Raw genomic sequence first — 17,573 nt, forward strand, 5'->3', positions numbered from 1 at the left:
GCCGTCACAAACACATCGATCCGTCGCAAAAGATGATTCTGCGGAATGCGATCATCGAGGCGGAACTCATAGAATAGCTTGCCCTGGTCCCGCCTCTGCCGACCCATCATCGCCCAGTCCTCCGTCGCCAACCCTCAGCAGACGGAATCACCGTTCGGCGCCACTCTCAACGCCTTTATCGACAGCATCGGTCATTAGCAGACATGGCAGCGAGCATGACGAATGTCTGCTCCTGGACTGAATCCAGAACAACTCGGCCAGCCCGTGTTTGCAATTGGTTTGCAATCCGCTGTAGGAGCGGCCTTATGCCAGCCCGGCAGAAGAGTCCCTGCCGTTCAGAAATCGCTTGGAACGCAAGAAATTCTTGGCGGAGAGGGAGGGATTCGAACCCTCGGAACGCTTGCGCGCTCAACGGTTTTCGAGACCGTCCCGTTCAACCACTCCGGCACCTCTCCAAGGGGGCTCATGTAGCTTGCCCCGAAGCCGGCGGCAACCCGTGACCATCCCTCCCTATCCCCGCCATACCGGCGAGCCGCTATCCAGAAACGGGTCCACAGGCGTGTTTTCCTGGAGTCCGGCTTGCACCGGAATCACGCTAGACGGCGAACTTATGCCCGCCCTCGAAACTCGGCGTACAATGCGATCACCTCGTCCTTTCGAAGGGGCGTTCTCGCGAGGCGTTCAAGAGAGCGGGACGAGGTGCGGCGCCTGCGGGTCTCTTCCGCAATGAGACCTCCGGGCGGCGCCGGAGCCACCCCCCGGGGCTACTACGAGCCCCCGCGAGAAGCTCGCTGGGATTTGCTCTCGCGCGACTAGCCGCTCGGCCGAAGCGCACATCACGCTCAAGTAGGCCGGAGGCCGGTAGCGCAGAGATCAATGAGAAGCGGGGCCCGGCGCCGTAACCGTCGCAAAATAGCATGCGCGAGGGTTCGCGGATTGGGCGCATTTTAGATGCGCTATCGCTTCGCTACTTGAGCGCGTGTGGCGCGCCGGAAGGCGCCTGCGCATCCTTTGGATGCGACACCTGTTACGGACTGCGCTTTTCGGCGCGCCATCCCCTTCATGCCTCGCGGGCTTGGGCCCGGCGAGACATCTTGGCGTGCCCTAAGAGGGGAGCCGTCTAGAGAGGAAATGGGTGGGAACAGGAGCAGGCGGTGACAAGTCCGCGAGAAACGGCCGGTTTCAGGGTCCTAGGGCGGCCCGCAAGGAATTGACTTATCGGCTTTCGCCTCTATATTGCGCCGCTTATCGCTCCTTTAGAGGCTCTGTCTGCGCGCCTAGTCGCTGGCAATTCAAGCCGCAAGAGACGGATTAAAAGACATGTTCGCGGTCATTCGCACGGGCGGCAAGCAATATCGCGTGGCGCCGAACGACATTATCGAGATTGAGAAAATCGCGGGCGAGCCCGGCGATATCGTCCAGCTTGGCGATGTTCTGCTGCTCGGCGGCGAGGGTGACCCCAAGGCGGGCAGCCCCGTGGCCGGCGCGACCGTGGCCGCCGAGGTCCTGGAGCAGAAGCGCGCCGACAAGATCATCGTCTTCAAGAAGAAGCGCCGCCAAGGTTATCGCCGGACCAGGGGGCATCGGCAGATGCTGACGGCGCTGCGCATCACCGAAATCCTGACCGACGGCAAGAAGCCGTCCAAGGCAGCGGCCAAGCCGGCCCCGGTGAAGACCGAGACGAAGGCGGCGGATAAGCCGGCCGAGACAAAGGCCGAGACGAAGAAGGCGGAGACAGGAACAGCGGCCAAGAAGGCTGAGACGAAGCCCGCCGCCAAGAAGCCCGCCGCCAAGACCGCGGCGAAGAAGGCTCCGGCCAAGGCTGCCGAGAAGGCGCCTGCGAAGAAGGCAGCGGCTAAGAAAGCGCCGGCCAAGAAGGCCACGGCGAAGAAGAAGAGCTAAAGGAAGACCACCATGGCACATAAGAAAGCAGGCGGCTCCTCGCGTAACGGCCGCGACTCAGCTGGACGGCGTCTCGGCGTCAAAAAGGCCGGCGGTCAGAGCGTCATTCCGGGCAACATCATCATTCGCCAGCGCGGCACCAAGTGGCACCCGGGCGACGGTGTTGGCATCGGTAAGGATCACACGATCTTTGCCGTCCGTGACGGTCAGGTCGAGTTCGCGACCAAGCACAAGGGCCGGGTCTACGTATCCGTGAAGTCGAACGAGGCGTAAGCCCGCCTCCCTCACCCTTCGTCCAAACCGACTCCCCGCGCGCGCTATGGCGCGTGTAGCCTCTCATCCCGTGCAGATCAGAACGCAAAGGCTCATCTTGCGGCCGCCGGCCCTCGCCGACGCGGCGCGCGTCAGCTTGCTCGCCGGCGATTACGACGTGGCGTGCATGACCGGCACGATTCCGCATCCTTATAGCGAGCAGATGGCGGGCGAATGGCTCGCAGGCGCGCGCGCGGGGGAGGAGGGTGTGGTGTTCATGATCCAGCGCGACGGCACGCTGATCGGCTGCACCGGCTACCGGGCCTTCGACGCCGATCATGCCGAACTCGGCTACTGGATCGGCAAGCCCTATTGGGGCAACGGCTACGCGACCGAGGCTGTGCGGGCCTTGATCGCGCACGCCTTCGACGCGGATGGGTTCGCCTATCTCAAGGCCGGACATTTCGCCGATAACCCACGCTCCGAGCGCATTCTCCGCAAACTCGGCTTCTCGGCGCTCGGGCGCGATCTTCGGGAGTGCGCCGCCCGGGGCACGTCGACCGACTGTCTCACCTACTGGCTCGACCGGGCCGAGGCGCTCGCCAATCTCCGATGGCCGTAGGCCGGTTCTCAAGGCTCGTTGCCGTGGCTAGTGCAACGGTAAGACCTCTGGTGCTAAGCACGTCCCATGCAGTTCCTCGATGAAGCCAAGGTCTTTGTTCGTTCCGGCAACGGCGGCAACGGGTGCGTCAGCTTCCGGCGGGAGAAGTTCATCGAGTTCGGCGGCCCGAACGGCGGCGATGGCGGCAAGGGCGGTGACGTCATCGTCGAGTGTGTGGCGAACCTCAACACGCTGCTCGACTTTCGCTATCAGCAGCACTTCAAAGCCAAGAAGGGCGGCAACGGCATGGGCCAGAACCGCACCGGGGCGGGCGGGGCCGACGTGGTGCTGAAAGTGCCGCCGGGAACGCAAATTCTCGACGAGGACGGGGAAACGATGATCGCCGATCTGACCGAACCCGGCCAGCGCATCGTGCTGCTGGAGGGAGGGAACGGCGGCTTCGGCAATGTCAAATTCAAAACCTCTACGAACCGGGCGCCCCGCCGCGCCAATCCCGGTCAGCCGGGCGAGGAGATGTATATCTGGCTGCGGCTGAAGCTGATCGGTGACGCCGGAATCATCGGCCTCCCCAACGCCGGGAAGTCGACGTTCCTGGCGACGGTCAGTGCGGCCAAGCCCAAGATCGCCGACTATCCCTTCACCACGCTCATTCCCAATCTCGGCGTGGTGCGCATCGATGGCTTCGACTTCGTGCTTGCCGATATCCCTGGGCTGATCGAAGGGGCGCATGAAGGCGCCGGCATCGGCGACCGCTTCCTCGGCCACGTGGAGCGCACGGCCGTGTTGCTGCATCTGGTGGATGCGACCGGCGAAGATCCGGTGGAGGCCTATGAGATCGTGCGCGGAGAGGTCGAGGCCTACGGCGCGGGGCTCGACGAGAAGCCCGAGGTACTCGTGCTGTCGAAGGCCGACGCGGTCCCGAGGGATGAGATCAAGAAGAAGGCGCGCGCTTTGAAGAAGGCGTCGGGAGTCACGCCGCTGATCGTCTCCGCCGCGACCGGCGAAGGCGTGCAGGAGGTGCTGCGCGCGCTGGCGACGGAGATCCAAGAGGAGCGGGCGCGAGAAAAAGCGGCGCCGGTAACCGCGGCGGGGTGGCGGCCATGAGATCCGAATGGACGGACGCCCGCCGCATCGTCGTGAAGATCGGCTCGTCGCTCTTGGTTGACAGCGCCGCCGGTGCCTTGCGCCGGGAGTGGCTCAGTGCCCTGTGCGAGGACATCGCGGATTTGCGGGCGCAGGGCAAAGAGGTGATCGTCGTTTCCTCCGGCGCCATCGCGCTTGGCCGCAATGTGCTCAAGCTGCCGAAGGGACCGCTCAAACTCGAAGACAGCCAGGCAGCCGCGGCCGTCGGTCAGATCGATTTGGCGCATGCTTACGAGGATGCCTTCCGTGCGCGCGGGCTCGTAGCGGCGCAAGTTTTGGTGACGCTCGGCGACACCGAAGAGCGCCGCCGCTACCTCAATGCGCGCAGCACCATCACGACGCTGCTCAAGCTCGGTGCGGTGCCGGTCGTGAACGAGAACGACACGGTGGCGACGAACGAGATCCGCTATGGCGACAACGACCGGCTCGCGGCGCGTGTCGCCTCGATGATGAGCGCCGATTGTCTCGTGCTCTTGTCCGACGTGGAGGGTTTCTTCACGGCGCCGCCCGGCTCGTCGTCGGACGCGCGGCGTCTCGACGAGGTGCCGGAGATCACGCCTGAGATCGAGGCGATGGCCGGCGACGTGGGCTCGGAACTGTCACGCGGCGGTATGGTCACCAAAATCGAGGCGGCCAAGATCGCCGTGCAGGCGGGAACCGACATGGTGATCGCCAGCGGCAAGGTGATGAACCCCTTGCGGGCTCTCGCGACCACCGGCGTCTGCACCTGGTTCCTGGCGCGCTCGGACCCCACCACGGCGCGCAAGCGCTGGATCGGCGGCACGCTCGAGCCACGGGGCGCGGTGGTCGTGGATAGCGGCGCCGCGGCGGCGCTCGGCTCGGGCAAGAGCCTCTTGCCGGCCGGCGTCACGCGCATCGAAGGTCATTTCGAACGCGGCGACGCCGTCGTCATCCGGAACGGCGAGGGCGTAGAGATCGGCCGCGGCCTCACGGCCTATGGGCATGCCGAAGCGGAGGCCCTCATCGGCCGCAAGAGCAGTGAAATCGCCGCCATTCTCGGTTACCTTGGCCGCCCGGAATTGATCCATCGCGACGACATGACCCTCCACCGGAAAGGCCAGTAAACGTGCCCCTTCCTGCCCAAGACCCGGCCGTCAGCCTGGAGCCGATGATGCTCTATATGGGCCGGCTCGCGCGCGAGGCGGCGGCGGCGCTGGCGGTCGCCTCGACCGAGACGAAGAACGCGGCTCTCGGTCGCATGGCAGCGCGACTCGAAGCGGGCACCGAGACCATTCTCGAAGCCAACCGGCAAGACTTGGAAGCGGCCGAGAAAAAGGGACGCGATGCCGCCTTTCTCGATCGGCTGCGGCTGGACGGTCAGCGTGTCGCTGCCATGGCCAGGGGCTTGCACGAGATCGCCGCGCTACCCGACCCCGTGGGCTCGACCATCGCATCGTGGACGCGGCCGAACGGGCTCGAGATCGCCCGCGTCCGGGTGCCGCTGGGCGTCATCGGCATGATCTATGAGAGCCGCCCCAACGTGACAGCGGACGCGTCCGGCCTGTGCCTGAAGGCCGGGAATGCCGTGATCTTGCGCTCGGGCTCCGAGAGCTTTCTCACCTCGCTGGTCATCGCCAACCTTCTCACCGAGGCGGTCACGGCGGCCGGCTTGCCGGCTTCAGTGATCCAGCTCGTGCCGACCGTGGATCGCTCGGCGGTTGGCTTCATGCTCGGCGGCCTCGAGGGCGCGATCGACGTGATCGTGCCGCGCGGCGGCCGGAGCCTCGTGGAACGCGTGCAGGAAGAGGCGCGCGTGCCGGTGTTCGCGCATCTCGAGGGTGTCTGCCATGTCTATGTGGATGAGAACGCCGATCTCGATATGGCGCGGAATGTGGTCGTGAATGCCAAGATGCGGCGCACGGGAATTTGTGGCGCGGCGGAAACATTGCTCGTTTCCCATGCCGCCGTGCCGACGCACCTCACGCCGATCGTCGATGCACTGATCGAGGCAGGCTGCGAAGTGCGCGGCGACCCGGAGACACAGCGCACCGATAGCCGCGTCAAGCCTGCCACCGACGAGGATTGGGGCGTGGAGTATCTCGCGCCGATCATCGCCGTGAGGGTGGTCGGCGGGCTCGACGAGGCGATCGCGCATATCGCCGAGTACGGCTCGCAGCATACGGACGCGATCGTTACGAACGATCAGGCCGCCGCCGACGCCTTTCTCGGGCGCGTCGACAGCGCGATTGTTTTGCACAACGCCTCGACCCAGTTTGCCGATGGCGGCGAGTTCGGCATGGGGGCTGAGATCGGCATCGCCACGGGGCGCTTTCATGCGCGTGGGCCGGTCGGCGTCGAGCAACTCACCACGTTCAAATATGTGGTGCGCGGGCAGGGCCAGACCCGGCCTTGAGCGCAAGCGGTCCTTCGCATTTCAGCGTCCCGATGGCCGCACCCGGCATGCGCATCGGGTTGCTCGGCGGCTCGTTCGACCCGGCCCATGAGGCCCATCGCGAGATTAGCCTCACGGCACTGAAGCGGTTGGGGCTCGATCAGGTCTGGTGGCTGGTGACACCGGGCAATCCGCTCAAAGACGTCTCGCGGCTGCCCGGCGTGGCGGACCGTATGGCGGACGCCGAGAAAATCGCGCGGCATCCGCGGATCAAGGTCACCGGCTTCGACGGCGGAACCGGCTCGGGTTACACGGTGGATTTGCTGCTTGCGCTGAAGCGGCGCTTTCCCGGCGTCCACTTCGTCTGGCTGATGGGGGCGGACAATCTCGCGGGCCTTCACCGCTGGAGAGCCTGGCCCGAGATCTTCGGCCTGGTGCCCATTGCCGTCCTGGACCGTCCTGGATATCGGCTCAAGGCCCGCGCGGGCCAAGCAGCGCAACGCTTTGCGCCCTATTACGTGGACGAGACCGATGCGGCGGGGCTTCCTCTCCTGGAGCCGCCGGCCTGGACCATTCTCAGCCGCAAGCTGTCGGGGCTCTCTTCCACGGCTGTTCGCAAAACTGTCTCGAAATCAGGCTAGACCGCTAGATAAGAGCAAGAAGACGCGAGCGAATACTACCTATTGAAACAAAGCCAGACGGCACTTATCCTAAAGGAGCGAAGCGGCGACCTAGGGGCTCTCTCAAGCATTGTGCGCGAGACATTGCCAGTCCGCTTCCGGGAGCAATGACAGAAGGATACCCACGCAAACATGCGCTCACCTAGAGAGGCTACCGATCACGGTGCGCCTCTGACCGGATTAGCGTCATTTCGCGCCGATTCGGGGAGACTGCTCAAGATCGTGCTCGACACGCTCGACGGCTCAAAGGCCGAAGATGTTGTCGCCATCGATTTGAAAGGAAAGACCTCAATTGGCGATCACATGGTTGTCGCCTCGGGTCGTTCTCAGCGGCATGTCGGCGCCGTCGCCGACCACCTCATCAAAAAACTGAAGGATGAAGGCTATGGCCGCGCCCGCATCGAAGGACTGCCCCAGGGCGACTGGGTGCTGATCGATGCCGGCGATGTCATCGTCCATCTCTTCCGTCCCGAGGTTCGCGAGTTCTACAACCTCGAGAAGATGTGGTCCGCCGACCGGCCCATGGAGCGAATGGTGGTCTGAGAGACGGCTGACCGCCACCGGCGGCGTTTGCGGCAAAGGTGAGCCATGCGGCTCCTGATCGCCGCCGTCGGAAAGCTGAAACAGGGACCTGAGCGAGAGCTCTGCGCCCACTATCTCGCCCGCGCCGAGGCGCTCGGCCGGAGTTTGAGCCTGTCACCCCTCGCGGCCGTGGAGCTGGCGGAAGCGAAGGCCGCCGAGGCGAACGCCCGGCGGGTGGCCGAAGCCGAAACCCTTCTCGCCAAGGTCCCCTCCAACCACACGCTGATCTCCCTGGACCCGGCCGGCGAGATGCTGCCGAGCGAGGATTTCGCCGGGATCCTGGCCAAGACGCGCGATGAAGGCGCGGGCGGCCTCGCCTTCCTCATTGGCGGCGCGGATGGTCTCGGTCAGGCGGCCTTGGAAAAGGCGAATTTGTCGCTGTCTCTGGGGCCTATGACGCTGCCACACGGGCTCGCACGGATCGTGCTGGCCGAGCAAATCTACCGGGCCATGACCATCCTTGCCGGTCATCCTTATCACCGGGCCTGACGCGGACTCCTAAGGTTAAGGATTCGTAAGCGTTTTGCCTTGATTCTGCCGCTTCCCTCCGGTGCCATCGACTGAACGGCCAGAGCGTATGGCGCAACCTGATCGATTGGCTTTCACCAGACGAAGATTTCGGTTCGCGCTGCTTCTTGCCGGGCTGCTCGCTGTTCCCATAGGGCACGTCCTCGCCGAGGACGACCTGTCCCGGGATGAGGCGAAGAAGCGTCTCGATGCGACCGAGCAGGAACTGAAGTCGAGCCGGGTCAAAGCGGAGGGCCTCACCAAGGATCTCGCCGCCCTGGCAGAAGAGCGAGCGCGGCTCAATAGCGAGCTGATCGAGGCCGGTGAGCACGTGCAGGCGAGCGAAGCAAAGCTGTCGGAGACCGAAGGCAAGCTCGCCGAGCTGACCGAGCAGGTCACGGTGATCCGGACCTCCATCACCGAGCGGAAGACCGCCATCGTGAAAATGCTAAGCGCCATGCAGAGGATCGGCCGCACGCCGCCGCCAGCCATCGTGACGCGGCGCGACGACGCGCTTGCCGTGGTGCGCGGCGCGATGCTGCTCGCCGAAGTATTCCCGGAGCTCAAATACCAGGCCGACAATCTTTCAGAGAGCCTCCAAGGGCTCGTGACGATCGAGAACAAGATTCGCGCGCAGCGCGACGAGCAAAAGCGCGAGGCCGACAAGCTCGCAGGCGAGCAGGCACGGCTCGACCGGTTGCTCGCGGAGAAGAGATCGAAGCAGGCGCAAGGCGAGGTGGAACTCACCCAGCTCGATCAATCCGCGACGCAGCTCGCGGCCGAGGTCACCAATCTGAGCGACCTGATCGCGCGCCTCGACGTCAAGATCTCCAAGGCGGAAGTAGCCCAATACGACGCCGAGATCGCCGCCGAAAAGGCCTTGAGAGCCCGGCTCCAGCAGGAGGTCATGGCGACCCCGGCCAATGAGAACGTCATCGAGATCAAGCCGGAATCGACCAAAGTGGCGTTCGCCAGCCCGGACCGGCTGAAACCCGCCATGCCGTTCGAGCAGGCCAAGGGCACACTCAGGCTGCCGGCCCAAGGACGCCAAACCCACGGATTTGGCGAGGACGACGCTACCGGGACCGCGCTCCAGGGCGTTTCCCTGGAAACCCGCGAAGAAGCGCGGATTACCGCGCCCGCGGACGGCTGGGTGGTCTATTCTGGGCCCTTCCGGTCCTATGGCCAACTCTTGATCATCAATGCGGGCGGGGGCTATCATATCTTGCTTGCGGGAATGAACCGCATTGACGTGAGCCTCGGCCAATTCGTTCTTGCTGGCGAGCCCATCGCCGTGATGGGTAGCTTGGAAGCGTCGAGCATCAGCGGCGACGAAAATTTACGCCCCGTCCTCTATGTGGAATTCAGGAAGGACGGCAGGCCAATAGACCCCGGCCCATGGTGGGCCGAGACATCCGGGAAGGTGCAAGGATGATGCGGAGATCCGAATACGCGCTCTGGGCGCTTCTGGTGCTGGCTGTGCTCGCTGCCGGTTCGACGATGGTGAGCTTGGCCCGAAGCCAGTCGGCTTCCGCGGCGAACTCGGAAATATATAAGCAGCTCGACCTCTTCGGCGAGGTGCTGGAGCGGGTGCGCGCCGACTATGTCGAGGAGCCCGAGGATGCCAAGCTGATCGAGTCTGCGATCAACGGCATGTTGACCGCGCTCGACCCGCACTCGGCCTATCTCAATCCGAAGCACTTCCGCGACATGCAAGTACAGACCCGCGGCGAGTTCGGTGGGCTCGGTATCGAGGTCACCATGGAGGACGGCGTGGTCAAAGTCGTGGCACCCATCGAAGACACGCCCGCCGACCGCGCCGGATTGATGAGCGGTGACTTAATCACCCATCTGGACAAGGAGCAGATTCTCGGGCTCACGCTGCAAGAGGCCGTGGAAAAGATGCGGGGGCCGGTCAATTCGCCGATCGGGCTCACGATCGTGCGCAAGGGCGTCGAAGATCCCTTCGAAGTGAAGGTCGTCCGCGACATGATCCACATCAACCCGGTGAAGTACAACGCCGAGGGTGAGGATGTGGGCTATATCCGGGTGACGACGTTCAACGAGCAGACCACCGAGAACCTGCAGCAGGCCGTCGACGATCTGAAGAAAAAGCTCGGGCCCAATCTCAAGGGCTACATCATCGACTTGCGCAACAACCCGGGCGGCTTGCTCGACCAGGCCATCTCGGTGTCGGATGCCTTCCTCGACCAGGGTGCCATCGTGCTGACGCGCGGCCGCAATCTCGAGGAGACACAGCGCTCAAATGCGCGGCTGGGCGACATCACTGACGGCAAGAAGATCGTGGTCTTGATCAACGGCGGCTCGGCTTCGGCTTCGGAGATCGTCGCCGGTGCGCTCCAGGATCACGAGCGCGCGACGGTCGTCGGCACCCGTTCCTTCGGCAAGGGCTCCGTGCAGACCATTATCCCGCTCGGTTCCAACGGCGCGCTGCGGCTCACCACGGCGCGCTACTACACGCCTTCGGGCCGCTCGATCCAGGCCAAGGGCATCGATCCCCAGATCGTGGTTGAAGAAGAGCTCCCGGAGGAGCTCAAGAAGAAGCAGGATGTCCAGGGCACGCGCGGTGAGTCCAATTTGCGCGGCCACCTGAGGGGCGAGCTCGAAGATGATGAGGAGGAATCCGGAAGCTCGTCCTACGTGCCTCAGGACAAGGAGAAGGACACGCAGCTCAATTACGCCCTCGATCTGTTGAGAGGCATCAAGTCGGTCGACACGGATTCCAAGAAGAAGGCGGAAGCCAACTAGATCTGTCGGCTCTGAACGCGGTGGCCTCGAGGCGGTGGCGCTAGCCCCAGACTACGGCCGGGAAGCGGGGAGGACAATGAGATGAAGGCGCTGGCCGTCGCTGCGGGAATCGTGTTCTGGACCTTGGTGCTCGGCGTTGCCGTGCTGATGTTCTTTCCTGCCGGCGAGGAAGGCGAGCCTGTCGCGGTTCTCCAGGTCGACGCTGCGCCTCCGGCACCGGCAGCCCCTTCGGGGGCCGTGGGAGTCGATCTTCCTCCAGGCTTTTCCGTCACGGGGCCCTCCATGGCACCCAATGCACCGCCGCCGCGCCCAGCCGCGCCGGTGCTGGCGCCTCCCGGCCAGGGCACGACCATGATGCCTGTCACGCCCAACGCGCCCCCATTGGCGCCACCAGGGCCTAGCGGGGCGCTGGAGACCCCTGAGCGGCATGGTGCCGCGCCCGGGGGAGACAGTGGCACCAAAATGGCTGCCTCCGAGCTGACGGCCGGCATCGACCAGACCGGTTCGGTGCCGCTTGCACCGGTGCCGGTACCGGCGTTGATCGAGGAATCGCCCTATGGGCCGCTGCCGAAGATCGCCATCGATGGGCGCCGCCCGGCCGAGGTTTACGCTCGCCCATCGAATTACGCGAAGGTGGCGGGAGGGCCGCCGCGGGTCGCGGTGCTGCTCAACGGGCTCGGCGTGCCCGGCGCGCCAGACGGAGACATCATCAAGGGTCTTCCGCCACCGATCAGTATCGCTTACGGCGCCTACGGGCGCAGCCTCCAGGAGCGGGTAACCCAAGCCCGCGCGGAGGGCCACGAGGTTCTCCTCGCGATCCCCCTGGAGCCGAACGACTACCCGGCCGAAGACCCCGGCCCACACACTCTCCTCACCACCCTCCCCACAACCGACAACATCAAGCGGCTTCATTGGCTGATGTCGCGCTACACCGGCTATGTCGGCGTGACGAATTACATGGGCGCGAAGTTCGAGACGACGTCGGCTTCGCTCAAGCCGGTCCTCGAAGAAGTGAAGCGCCGCGGCCTCATCTATTTCGATGACGGCAGCGTCGAAGGCTCGACCGCCGGCCAGATCGCCAAGGATTTGGAGCTCGAATATTCCACGGCGCAGGTCCGGCTCGATGCCGCCACCTTGGACAAGGCGCTGGCCGAGTTGGAAGCCGCCGCCAAAGCGCAAGGCGCGGCCATCGGCGTCGCCAAGGCAGAGCCGGCGACAGCCAAGCGGATCGCCGATTGGGCCGGCTCGCTGGAAGAAAAAGGCCTCGTGCTCGTGCCCGTCAGCACCGCCATGCGGTCTCCGCGGCAAAGTTGATCTCCGCTTCATGATGGATCCATCCTCGCTGCCCTACCGGCCTTGCGTCGGCGTGATGCTGCTCAACACCGAAGGTTTGGCGTTTGTCGGCCGACGCTCGGAGCGCGAAGGCGCCTCCGAAGGAGCAGGCCATTGGTGGCAAATGCCCCAAGGCGGTGTGGACCCGGGCGAGACGGCAGAGGAGGCGGCACGGCGCGAACTCTGGGAGGAGACGGGCGTCCGCCGCGCGGAATTCATCGCCCAAACGGAGGATTGGCTGCTTTACGACCTGCCGCCTGAATTGGTCGGCGTTGCCTGGCAGGGGCGCTTTCGCGGGCAAAAACAGATGTGGTTCGCCGCACGCTTCGAGGGCACGGAAAGCGAGGTCAACCTTCGGCCGCGGCCCGACCATAAGGCGGAGTTCGACGCGTGGCGCTGGGTGCCGGTGGCGGGACTGCCGGACCTGGTGGTGCCGTTCAAGCGTGAGGTCTACACCGCTATCGTCGCGGCATTCGCCCCTCTGATCGAAAAGAGCTGAGCTTAGAGGTGGAGAGTCGCCTGGACTTGGCGGAGGTGCTCCAGCTTGGTCTGGGCGCGGTCGCGTGCGTCGTCGGTTAAATCGGCGACGTCTTCCTCGGCGTCCTTGATCGCTTGCACCAGTTGCTCGGCCTTCAGCTCATCGAGATCGATGGCTGTCTCGGCCAATACGGTGAGTCCCGCCGGGTTCACCTCGGCGAAGCCCCCCCGGATGAAGAAGCGCTGGTTCTTGCCGCCGGGAAAACCGATGTCCAGCAGGCCGGGGCGCAGCGTGGTGAGAACGGGCGCGTGGTGTGCGAGCACGGTCATGTCGCCTTCCGCGCCCGGCACCAGCACCTGCTCCACCTCGTCGGAGACGAGAAGCCGCTCCGGCGATACCAACTCGAATTTGAACGGATCGGGCATTGCTACGCGGCCTCGGCGGCAAGCTTCTCGGCCTTGGCCACGGCTTCGTCGATGGTGCCGACCATGTAGAATGCCGCTTCCGGCAGGTGGTCGTAGTCGCCTTCGCAAAGGCCCTTGAAGCCCTTGATCGTGTCGGCGAGATCGACGAACACGCCGGGTGAGCCAGTGAAAATCTCGGCCACGTGGAAGGGCTGGGACAGGAAGCGCTCGATCTTGCGGGCGCGGGCCACGGCGATCTTGTCCTCTTCCGACAACTCGTCCATGCCCAGAATGGCGATGATGTCTTGCAGGGCCTTGTAGCGCTGCAGGATTTCCTGCACCCGGCGGGCCACCGCATAGTGCTCCTCGCCAACCACGAGCGGCGAGAGCATGCGGGAGGTGGAATCGAGCGGGTCCACGGCGGGGTAAATGCCCTTCTCGGCGATCGACCGCGACAACGTGGTGGTCGCGTCAAGATGGGCGAAGGAGGTGGCCGGGGCCGGGTCGGTCAGATCGTCGGCCGGCACGTAAATCGCCTGCACCGAGGTGATTGAACCCTTGTTTGTCGTGGTGATCCGCTCCTGCAGCGCGCCCATGTCGGTGGCAAGCGTCGGCTGATAGCCCACCGCCGAGGGGATACGACCGAGCAACGCCGACAACTCCGAGCCGGCCTGGGTGAAGCGGAAGATGTTGTCCACGAAGAACAGCACGTCCTGACCTTGGTCGCGGAAATACTCGGCGACGGTCAGGCCGGACAGAGCCACGCGGGCGCGGGCGCCGGGCGGCTCGTTCATCTGGCCGTACACCAACGCGCATTTGGAGCCCTCGACGGAGCCTTCCTTTGGGTCCTTGTTCACGCCGGACTCGATCATCTCGTGGTAGAGGTCGTTGCCCTCGCGGGTCCGCTCGCCCACGCCGGCGAACACGGAGTAACCGCCGTGCGCCTTGGCGACGTTGTTGATCAGTTCCATGATGAGCACGGTCTTGCCCACGCCGGCGCCGCCGAACAGGCCGATCTTGCCGCCCTTGGCGTAAGGCGCGAGCAGGTCCACGACCTTGATGCCCGTGACCAGGATCTCCGACTCCGTCGACTGATCGACATAAGCGGGAGCCGGGGCATGGATCGGCCGCGTCTCCTCGGTCTCGATGGGACCGGCTTCGTCCACGGCCTCGCCGACCACGTTCATGATGCGGCCCAAGGTCCCCTCGCCAACCGGCACCGCGATAGGCTTGCCGGTGTCGGTCACCTCCTGGCCGCGCACCAGGCCGTCGGTGCCATCCATGGCGACCGTGCGGACGGTGTTTTCGCCGAGATGCTGAGCGACCTCGAGGATGAGGCGGGAGCCGCCATTATCGGTTTCAAGCGCGTTCAAGATCTCCGGCAGATTGTCGTCGAACTGCACGTCGACCACGGCGCCGGTCACCTGGCGGATATGGCCTTTCGCGCCTTTGCCTGCGGCGACCTTCTTCGCTTGCTTTTTGGTCTCTGCGACCATGGGTTTATTTGCCATCGTTCCGTTCCTTCGAGTGACTAGAGCGCCTCGGCGCCGGAGATGATCTCGATCAGCTCCTTGGTGATCTGGGCCTGGCGGGTACGGTTGTAGTTGAGCGTCAGCTTGCCGATCATATCGCCGGCATTGCGGGTGGCGCTGTCCATGGCGCTCATGCGCGCGCCCTGTTCGGAAGCTGCGTTCTCGAGCAGCGCCTTGAAGATCTGCACGGTGATGTTGAGCGGCAGAAGATCGGTCAGAATTTCGTCCTCGTCCGGCTCGTATTCGTAGACGGCGCCGCCGAGGTCCACGCCGGCCTCGCTCTCCGCCGGGATCGACGCCGGAATGATCTGCTGCGCGGTCGGAATCTGGCTGATCACCGACTTGAAGCGCGAGAAGAACAGTGTGGCGACGTCGAAACCGCCTTCATCGAACAGGGACAGAACTTTCTGGCTGACCTGTTCGGCATGTTCGAAGGCGAGCTGGCGCACGCCGCGGAACTCGATCGTATCGACGATCATCCCTTGGTACTGGCGGCGCAGCTGGTCGTAGCCCTTCTTGCCGACGCAGAGGATCTTCACCTCTTTGCCGTCAGCCAGAAGACGATTGATGTGCTCGCGGGCGAGCCGCACGATCAAGGAATTGAAGCCGCCGCACAGGCCGCGCTCGGAAGTGCATACGACAAGGAGGTGGACGTTGTCCTTGCCGGTGCCGGCCATCAGCGGCGATCCGCCCTCCCGGCCTTCCAGGGCCTTGGCGAGGTTCGCAAGCACCGATTCCATCCGCTCCGCATAAGGCCGCGCGGCTTCAGCCGCGGTCTGCGCACGGCGCAGCTTCGCCGCGGCCACCATCTGCATGGCCTTGGTGATCTTCTGGGTCGCCTTGACCGAGGCGATACGGTTGCGGAGCTCCTTCAGGGACGCCATGGATCAACTCACGCGAAAGCCTTGGTGAACTTCTCGGCGGCGTCCTTCAGCTTCTTGCCGGTCTCATCGGAGATGGCTTTCTCGTCACGAATGGTGTCGAGAATGCCCTGATGCTCGGTGTGCATGAAGCGGAGGAACTCCTCCTCGAAGCGGCTTACGTCGGGCACTTTGACGTCATCGAGATAGCCGTTCACGCCCATGTAGATCACGACGACCTGATCCTCGACCTTGAGTGGTGAGAACTCCGGCTGCTTTAAAAGCTCGGTGAGGCGTGCGCCGCGATTCAAGAGGCGCTGTGTGGTGGCGTCGAGGTCGGAGCCGAACTGGGCAAAAGCCGCCATCTCGCGATACTGGGCGAGTTCGCCTTTAATCTTGCCGGCGACCTGCTTCATAGCCTTCACCTGGGCGGCTGAACCCACGCGCGACACCGACAGGCCCACGTTCACCGCGGGCCGGATGCCCTGATAAAACAAGTCGGTCTCGAGGAAGATCTGGCCGTCGGTGATGGAGATCACGTTGGTGGGGATATAGGCCGACACGTCGTTGGCTTGCGTCTCGATCACGGGGAGCGCGGTCAAGGACCCCGAGCCGTTCTCCTTGTTCAGCTTTGCAGCGCGCTCCAGAAGGCGTGAATGGAGATAGAAAACGTCGCCCGGATAGGCCTCGCGTCCGGGAGGACGGCGCAGCAGGAGCGACATCTGGCGGTAGGCCACGGCCTGCTTGGATAGATCGTCGTAGGCGACGAGCGCGTGCATGCCGTTGTCACGGAAATATTCGCCCATGGCGCAACCGGTGAACGGCGCCAGGAACTGCATTGGCGCCGGGTCTGAGGCGGTGGCGGCAACCACGATGGAATAGGGCAGCGCGCCGTTGTCTTCGAGAATCTTCACGAACCGCGCCACGGTCGAACGCTTCTGGCCGATCGCGACATAGATGCAGTAGAGCTTGGCGCCCTCATCGTCACTCTCGTTGATCGACTTCTGATTGAGGATGGTGTCGAGAATGATGGCGGTCTTACCGGTCTGGCGGTCGCCGATGATGAGCTCGCGCTGACCGCGGCCGATCGGGATCAGCGCGTCGATGGCTTTCAGGCCCGTCTGCATGGGCTCGTGCACGGACTGGCGGGGAATGATGCTCGGCGCCTTCACGTCCACGCGGCTCCTCTCTTCCGCCTCGATCGGGCCCTTGCCGTCAATCGGGTTTCCAAGTGCGTCGACCACGCGGCCGAGCAGGGCTTTGCCTACTGGCACTTCCACGATGGCGCCGGTCCGCTTGACGATGTCGCCTTCCTTGATGTGGCGGTCGTCGCCGAAAATCACGATGCCGACATTGTCGACCTCGAGGTTCAACGCCATGCCTTGCGTGCCGTCGGCGAACGCGACCATCTCGCCGGCCTGGACCTTGTCGAGGCCGTAGACGCGGGCGATACCGTCACCGACGGAGAGCACCTGGCCGACTTCGGCGACTTCGGCGTCCTGCCCGAAATTCTTGATTTGGTCCTTGAGGATCGCGGAGATCTCGGCGGCCCTGATATCCATTAGCCAACCTCTTTCATGGCGTGCTTGAGACTAGTGAGTTTGGTGCGAAGCGAGGAGTCGATCATGCGGCTGCCCACCTTGACCATGAGGCCGCCGATGAGGCTCGGATCGACTTGCTGATCGAGCATGACGTCCTTGCCGAGTGCGGCCTTCAACGCCTGCTTGAGCGCGGTGACTTGCGTATCCGTCAGTTTCGCCGCTGCGGTGACCGTGGCGCTCATCTCGCCGCGATGGGCGGCGAGCAGGGCACGGAAGGCGCGGATCATGTCGGGGGTCGCGAACAGGCGCCGGTTCTTGGAGACGAGCAGCAGGAAATTCTTGGTGATCCCCTCGACCTCGAGTTCGTCCAGGACGGCGCCGAGCGCGCGGCCCTGCTCTTCGGCCGAAAACATGGGGCTCTTTACCAGCCGCTGGAGGTCCTCGACGGCGTCGAGCGCTTCGCCGAAGCGGTTCAGATCGCTCTCGATCTGCTCGAGCGCCTTCTCTTCGAGACCCAGCTCGAACAGGGCGGTGGCATAGCGGCCTGCAACGCCCGATACGATATGATTCTCGCTTGCCACTTTCGCTCAACGCCTCTTGCTCAAGGGCGGGCGCT

At 64.3% G+C, this 17,573-nt stretch carries 18 protein-coding genes and 1 tRNA gene; 13 read left to right on the forward strand and 6 right to left on the reverse strand.

The window, feature by feature from the left end; all coding sequences use genetic code 11:
* Positions 1-365: 365 nt before the first annotated feature.
* Positions 366-455 (reverse strand) — tRNA-Ser (locus ACSLE4_RS05470).
* An 865-nt stretch (positions 456-1,320) separates the two neighbouring features.
* Here ACSLE4_RS05470 and rplU point away from each other — a divergent pair.
* The 13 genes from rplU (at position 1,321) to ACSLE4_RS05535 (ending at position 12,641) form a co-directional block, all read left to right on the forward strand.
* Complete coding sequence (rplU, locus tag ACSLE4_RS05475; RefSeq protein ID WP_435903468.1) at positions 1,321-1,902, forward strand: 50S ribosomal protein L21; 582 nt, start codon at positions 1,321-1,323, stop codon at positions 1,900-1,902.
* A gap of 12 nt (positions 1,903-1,914) precedes the next feature.
* Complete coding sequence (gene rpmA / locus ACSLE4_RS05480; protein WP_435903469.1) at positions 1,915-2,175, forward strand: 50S ribosomal protein L27; 261 nt, start codon at positions 1,915-1,917, stop codon at positions 2,173-2,175.
* Between the two features lie 97 nt (positions 2,176-2,272).
* A complete protein-coding gene (locus tag ACSLE4_RS05485) occupies positions 2,273-2,776 on the forward strand; it encodes a GNAT family N-acetyltransferase (RefSeq protein ID WP_435903470.1) in 504 nt (167 codons plus the stop codon).
* 66 nt (positions 2,777-2,842) lie between these two features.
* Positions 2,843-3,880 (forward strand): GTPase ObgE, encoded by a 1,038-nt coding sequence (gene obgE, locus ACSLE4_RS05490; RefSeq protein ID WP_435903471.1) that lies wholly within the window; start codon positions 2,843-2,845, stop codon positions 3,878-3,880.
* Positions 3,877-5,004, forward strand: coding sequence for a glutamate 5-kinase (proB, locus tag ACSLE4_RS05495; protein WP_435903472.1), 1,128 nt, complete (start codon positions 3,877-3,879; stop codon positions 5,002-5,004). Before obgE ends, proB begins: the two co-directional genes overlap by 4 nt.
* 47 nt (positions 5,005-5,051) lie before the next feature.
* Positions 5,052-6,293 carry a glutamate-5-semialdehyde dehydrogenase gene (locus ACSLE4_RS05500; protein ID WP_435903506.1) on the forward strand — a complete coding sequence of 414 codons (1,242 nt, stop codon included), beginning with the start codon at positions 5,052-5,054 and terminating at the stop codon, positions 6,291-6,293.
* Positions 6,294-6,325: 32 nt separating this feature from the next.
* Positions 6,326-6,913: a nicotinate-nucleotide adenylyltransferase gene (locus ACSLE4_RS05505; protein WP_435903473.1), complete on the forward strand. Its 588-nt coding sequence runs from the start codon at positions 6,326-6,328 to the stop codon at positions 6,911-6,913.
* A gap of 171 nt (positions 6,914-7,084) precedes the next feature.
* A complete protein-coding gene (rsfS, locus tag ACSLE4_RS05510; RefSeq protein WP_435903474.1) occupies positions 7,085-7,495 on the forward strand; it encodes a ribosome silencing factor in 411 nt (136 codons plus the stop codon).
* Between the two features lie 45 nt (positions 7,496-7,540).
* Entirely contained in the window at positions 7,541-8,023 is a 483-nt protein-coding gene (gene rlmH, locus ACSLE4_RS05515; RefSeq protein ID WP_435903475.1) for a 23S rRNA (pseudouridine(1915)-N(3))-methyltransferase RlmH, read from the forward strand.
* Positions 8,024-8,129: 106 nt separating this feature from the next.
* Positions 8,130-9,476, forward strand: a complete 1,347-nt coding sequence (locus ACSLE4_RS05520) for a murein hydrolase activator EnvC family protein (protein ID WP_435903476.1) — start codon at positions 8,130-8,132, stop codon at positions 9,474-9,476.
* Entirely contained in the window at positions 9,476-10,810 is a 1,335-nt protein-coding gene (locus ACSLE4_RS05525; protein WP_435903507.1) for a S41 family peptidase, read from the forward strand. The genes ACSLE4_RS05520 and ACSLE4_RS05525 overlap by 1 nt, the downstream gene beginning before the upstream one ends.
* An 81-nt stretch (positions 10,811-10,891) precedes the next feature.
* Positions 10,892-12,124, forward strand: coding sequence for a divergent polysaccharide deacetylase family protein (locus tag ACSLE4_RS05530; protein ID WP_435903477.1), 1,233 nt, complete (start codon positions 10,892-10,894; stop codon positions 12,122-12,124).
* A 10-nt stretch (positions 12,125-12,134) separates the two neighbouring features.
* Entirely contained in the window at positions 12,135-12,641 is a 507-nt protein-coding gene (locus ACSLE4_RS05535; protein ID WP_435903478.1) for an RNA pyrophosphohydrolase, read from the forward strand.
* A 2-nt stretch (positions 12,642-12,643) separates the two neighbouring features.
* On the opposite strand, the gene ACSLE4_RS05540 is transcribed toward ACSLE4_RS05535, so the two are convergent.
* From ACSLE4_RS05540 to ACSLE4_RS05560, 5 genes are read right to left on the reverse strand one after another with little or no spacing between them, the layout of a single operon-like run.
* A complete protein-coding gene (locus tag ACSLE4_RS05540; protein ID WP_435903479.1) occupies positions 12,644-13,045 on the reverse strand; it encodes a F0F1 ATP synthase subunit epsilon in 402 nt (133 codons plus the stop codon).
* A 2-nt stretch (positions 13,046-13,047) separates the two neighbouring features.
* Positions 13,048-14,520 carry a F0F1 ATP synthase subunit beta gene (gene atpD, locus ACSLE4_RS05545; RefSeq protein WP_435903508.1) on the reverse strand — a complete coding sequence of 491 codons (1,473 nt, stop codon included), beginning with the start codon at positions 14,518-14,520 and terminating at the stop codon, positions 13,048-13,050.
* A gap of 35 nt (positions 14,521-14,555) precedes the next feature.
* Complete coding sequence (locus ACSLE4_RS05550; protein ID WP_435903480.1) at positions 14,556-15,440, reverse strand: F0F1 ATP synthase subunit gamma; 885 nt, start codon at positions 15,438-15,440, stop codon at positions 14,556-14,558.
* An 8-nt stretch (positions 15,441-15,448) separates the two neighbouring features.
* Positions 15,449-16,978, reverse strand: a complete 1,530-nt coding sequence (gene atpA / locus ACSLE4_RS05555; protein ID WP_435903481.1) for a F0F1 ATP synthase subunit alpha — start codon at positions 16,976-16,978, stop codon at positions 15,449-15,451.
* Complete coding sequence (locus ACSLE4_RS05560) at positions 16,978-17,538, reverse strand: F0F1 ATP synthase subunit delta (protein ID WP_435903482.1); 561 nt, start codon at positions 17,536-17,538, stop codon at positions 16,978-16,980. Before ACSLE4_RS05560 ends, atpA begins: the two co-directional genes overlap by 1 nt.
* Positions 17,539-17,573: the final 35 nt, after the last annotated feature.

Origin of the sequence: Methyloceanibacter sp. (assembly GCF_051306395.1) — a bacterium.
Taxonomy (GTDB): Bacteria; Pseudomonadota; Alphaproteobacteria; order Rhizobiales; family Methyloligellaceae; genus Methyloceanibacter.

Excerpts from the sequence above, each read along its gene's own strand:
- ACSLE4_RS05500 (WP_435903506.1), top strand. The coding sequence starts at position 5,052 with ATGCTCTATATGGGCCGGCTCGCGCGCGAGGCGGCGGCGGCGCTGGCG.
- obgE (WP_435903471.1), top strand. The coding sequence starts at position 2,843 with ATGCAGTTCCTCGATGAAGCCAAGGTCTTTGTTCGTTCCGGCAACGGC.
- ACSLE4_RS05525 (WP_435903507.1), top strand. The coding sequence starts at position 9,476 with ATGCGGAGATCCGAATACGCGCTCTGGGCGCTTCTGGTGCTGGCTGTG.
- ACSLE4_RS05530 (WP_435903477.1), top strand. The coding sequence starts at position 10,892 with ATGAAGGCGCTGGCCGTCGCTGCGGGAATCGTGTTCTGGACCTTGGTG.
- rlmH (WP_435903475.1), top strand. The coding sequence starts at position 7,541 with ATGCGGCTCCTGATCGCCGCCGTCGGAAAGCTGAAACAGGGACCTGAG.
- ACSLE4_RS05550 (WP_435903480.1), bottom strand. The coding sequence starts at position 15,440 with ATGGCGTCCCTGAAGGAGCTCCGCAACCGTATCGCCTCGGTCAAGGCG.
- ACSLE4_RS05540 (WP_435903479.1), bottom strand. The coding sequence starts at position 13,045 with ATGCCCGATCCGTTCAAATTCGAGTTGGTATCGCCGGAGCGGCTTCTC.
- atpA (WP_435903481.1), bottom strand. The coding sequence starts at position 16,978 with ATGGATATCAGGGCCGCCGAGATCTCCGCGATCCTCAAGGACCAAATC.
- proB (WP_435903472.1), top strand. The coding sequence starts at position 3,877 with ATGAGATCCGAATGGACGGACGCCCGCCGCATCGTCGTGAAGATCGGC.
- rplU (WP_435903468.1), top strand. The coding sequence starts at position 1,321 with ATGTTCGCGGTCATTCGCACGGGCGGCAAGCAATATCGCGTGGCGCCG.
- rsfS (WP_435903474.1), top strand. The coding sequence starts at position 7,085 with ATGCGCTCACCTAGAGAGGCTACCGATCACGGTGCGCCTCTGACCGGA.
- ACSLE4_RS05535 (WP_435903478.1), top strand. The coding sequence starts at position 12,135 with ATGATGGATCCATCCTCGCTGCCCTACCGGCCTTGCGTCGGCGTGATG.
- ACSLE4_RS05505 (WP_435903473.1), top strand. The coding sequence starts at position 6,326 with ATGGCCGCACCCGGCATGCGCATCGGGTTGCTCGGCGGCTCGTTCGAC.
- rpmA (WP_435903469.1), top strand. The coding sequence starts at position 1,915 with ATGGCACATAAGAAAGCAGGCGGCTCCTCGCGTAACGGCCGCGACTCA.
- atpD (WP_435903508.1), bottom strand. The coding sequence starts at position 14,520 with ATGGTCGCAGAGACCAAAAAGCAAGCGAAGAAGGTCGCCGCAGGCAAA.